This is a genomic window from Myxococcus sp. CA005 (assembly GCF_006518205.1).
Lineage (GTDB): Bacteria > Myxococcota > Myxococcia > Myxococcales > Myxococcaceae > Myxococcus > Myxococcus xanthus.
In genome coordinates this window covers 1-2971 of the sequence record NZ_SRLV01000182.1, presented here as the reverse complement: position 1 = coordinate 2971, position 2971 = coordinate 1, and the positions used below count along the sequence as shown (strand labels likewise).

The 2971-nt window shown below is 68.3% G+C and carries 2 protein-coding genes and 1 pseudogene; 1 reads left to right on the top strand and 2 read right to left on the bottom strand.

All coding sequences use genetic code 11. The features are described 5' to 3' along the window. Positions 1-152 precede the first annotated feature (152 nt). Positions 153-389 (top strand): annotated as a pseudogene (locus tag FMQ63_RS36930) (DDE-type integrase/transposase/recombinase); the annotation flags it as partial. Positions 390-571: 182 nt separating this feature from the next. Here FMQ63_RS36930 and istB read toward each other — a convergent pair. Beyond that, entirely contained in the window at positions 572-1333 is a 762-nt protein-coding gene (istB, locus tag FMQ63_RS36920) for an IS21-like element helper ATPase IstB (protein ID WP_011553634.1), read from the bottom strand. Next, complete coding sequence (gene istA / locus FMQ63_RS36915; protein WP_011553633.1) at positions 1330-2835, bottom strand: IS21 family transposase; 1506 nt, start codon at positions 2833-2835, stop codon at positions 1330-1332. Before istA ends, istB begins: the two co-directional genes overlap by 4 nt. Positions 2836-2971: the final 136 nt, after the last annotated feature.

The following is a 2971-nucleotide window of genomic DNA, read 5'->3' as shown; positions in this document are numbered from 1 at the left end:
GCGGCGTTCATGAAGGAGTCCATACCTGCTTCATGAGTGGGGCGGATGGCGGCCAATGCAATGAGGGCCTGCCCGCCCAGCCCTCCGTCGCCCACTCTCCCTTCTGCCTACCCCTGACGCAGTAGTGCTAGGCGCCCACGCCCCGGGCCGAGCATCTCGCTACCGGGCCGAATCAGGTGTGGAGTTGGGACATCACCTACCTGAAGGGCCCGGTGAAGGGGGCTTTCCTCTACCTGTACTTGGTGGTGGACGTCTTCAGCCGCCGCATCATGGGCTTCGAGGTGCACGAGGAAGAGTCGTCCGAGCAGGCCGCGGCCCTCATCCGCCGCTGCTGGCAGGAAGCTGGCTGCTCCGAGGGGCTTGTGCTGCATTCGGACAACGGTGGCCCGATTGTTGGCGGTCATCAAAGAGCGCGGGATTCTGGTCATCGCCGCGGTCATCGCGGAGCGCGGAAATCGGGTCATCGGCGAGCGCAGGTATCGAGTCGAGGCAACGCAAGACGGCCCCGCGCTGCGCTCCGATTGCGGGGCGCAGAGCGAGGCTGGTGGGCATCGGTGAGTCGCGGGGACGCTCAGCTCTTCCTTGCCTTGCGCTCCGCGCGTGATTCCTCGGCCATACGCCTGCGGTAGCTGTCGCCCTCGATGCTGATGATGCTCGCGTGGTGGATGACGCGGTCAATGAGGGCGATGGCGCACGCGGCGTTGGGGAAGATGGTGGTCCACTCGGAGAATGGGAGGTTGGTCGTCAGGACAATCGGCTTCTTCTCATACCTGCGCGACACCACCTGGAAGAGGAGGTCGGCGTTCCTGGCGTCGTAGGAGAGGTAGCCAATCTCGTCGATGACGAGCAACCCCGCCTGAGTGCAGTAGTGCTTCAGGCGCCTGTCGAGAGCGCGAGCGGAGTCCTGGCTTCCCAAGTCGAGCAGCAACTGGGAGGCGGTGGTGAAGAGGACGGGGTGCCCAGCCTGCACGGCGTTGTAGGCGATATTCTGAGCAATCATCGTCTTGCCCAGTCCTTGGGGCGCGACGAGGACGACGTTGGCGGGGCGGGCCATGAAGTCCAGCGCCAGGGCGCCCTCGACGGCTGTCCTGTCGATGCGCTTGGGCCAGCCCCAGTCGAAGTCGGCCATCGTCCTGAGCGCGCCCAGCTTGCTGCGCGACAGGCGCCGCTCCACGCTGCGCCGGGCTCTGTCCTTCGTCTCTTCCTCGGTGATGGCTTCCAGCAACTCGGTGGGGCCCCACCTGCGTTTGGTGGCCAGGGCAATGAGGTCATCGAGCGCGGCACTGGTGTGATGCAGGCCCAGGGTGTTGAGGCGTTCCTTCAAGGGGCTCATGGCACTTGCTCCGTGTCGCGCCCGAGGAGGGCGTCGTAGGGGTTGAGGGAGTGCTGGGGGACGCGTTGCTCGCGCACGCGCGGGTCATCCGGCAGCACGAGGGGCAGCGGCGGAGGGGCGCCCCTTTTGCGGCTGCGTTGGTCAAGGACGTGGGCGACGGCGGCGGGGCCGAGTGCGCCGCGAGCGAGCGTCTCGGCGATGGCGGCGTCGGTTTCGGCGGAGCCGTACCTGTCGGCCAGCGCCAGCAGCTTCACGGTGTGGTTGCCGAGGTTGTCGCCGCGGCTGGTGAGCGCCTGGAGGAGTTGCTCGGCGTGCGGGCAGCGTGCGCGCAGCAAGTCCCTGCCACGCAGCTCGTGGGCGTGGGCCTTGCGCCTGGCCAGGGCAGCCAGGTGGCTGGCATCCTCGACGACGGCGCCCTTGTCCCAGCTGCGCACGTGCGAGGCGGCTTCCACGGCGCCGTCGAGGAGGCGCACCGTGGTGGACGAGGCAACCAGCGTGAGGGGCCGGCGCACCAGGCCCTCGGGAATGGAGTAGTCGTTGCCGTCGAAGCGCACGTAGGGCGTCTTGCCGGAGGCGGCGGGGCGCACCACGTCGGTGGGCAGCGGGTGCGCGGGCAGCGGCAGCAGCAGGGAGCGCTCGGCTTCCAGGGCCTGCGCCACCGTGCGGCCCGAGGCGTCGCCGGGCACCCGGCGCTGGTGGGCCACCTCCTCCACCCAGCGCTGCAGTTGGCGGTTGACGTCGTCGAGGCTGTGGAAGGTGCGCGCGGAGAAGAAGGAGTCGCGCAGGTAGCGGATGGTGCGCTCCACCTTTCCCTTCTCATTGCCGCGGTAGGGGGCGCAGGGCTTGGGGACGAAGTGGTAGTGGCCGGCGGCTTCCAATATGCGCGGGTGGAAGTGAATGACGTCTCCGGCCCTCTGCAGCACGACGGACTTCAGGTTGTCGTAGAGGAGGTTGCGAGGCACGCCGCCCAGCGCTTCGAAGGCTTGGACGTGGCCCTGGAGGAAGCACTCCATGGTTTGGCCCAGGAAGAAGCGCGCGTACATGGCGCGCGAGTGGCCCAGCACCAGGACGAAGCAGGAGAGCGTCCGGGTGGCCCGCCCCACCCGCACCTTGCCGAAGCTGCCCCAGTCCACCTGGGCCTCTTCGCCCGGCAGGGTATTGCGGCGCAAGAAGGCCTCGGCCTGGGGGCCTGGGCGCACCCGTCGCACATAGCGCTTCACCTGCTCATAGCCGCCCAGGTAGCCACGGGCCTTCACCATGTGGAAGAGGCGCGTGGCCCTCAGGCGCGGGTGGGCCTTGAGGGTGACGTCAATGAAGTCCGTGTACGGGCCCAGCACCGTGGGCTTCGCCGTGCTTCTGTCAGCACTGGCTACCGGCGCGTCCTCCAGGGCCGCCTCCACGGTGTCGTGGTGCAGCCCCAGCTGCGTGGCGATGGTGCCCACCGGCCAGCCTTCCGCGTAGTGCAACTGGCGAATCCGGGCGCGTACCTCGAGGCCAATCATCCTCCCACCTGCGTGTACCGGACCATGGTGAGCACCGATTCCGGCCCGAGGTGAGCACCCGTTCCGGGCATGGTGAGCACCCGTTCCGGGCATGGTGAGCACCGATTCCGGCCCGAGGTGAGCACCCGTTCCGGGC

Excerpts from the sequence above, each read along its gene's own strand:
- istB (WP_011553634.1), bottom strand. The coding sequence starts at position 1,333 with ATGAGCCCCTTGAAGGAACGCCTCAACACCCTGGGCCTGCATCACACC.
- istA (WP_011553633.1), bottom strand. The coding sequence starts at position 2,835 with ATGATTGGCCTCGAGGTACGCGCCCGGATTCGCCAGTTGCACTACGCG.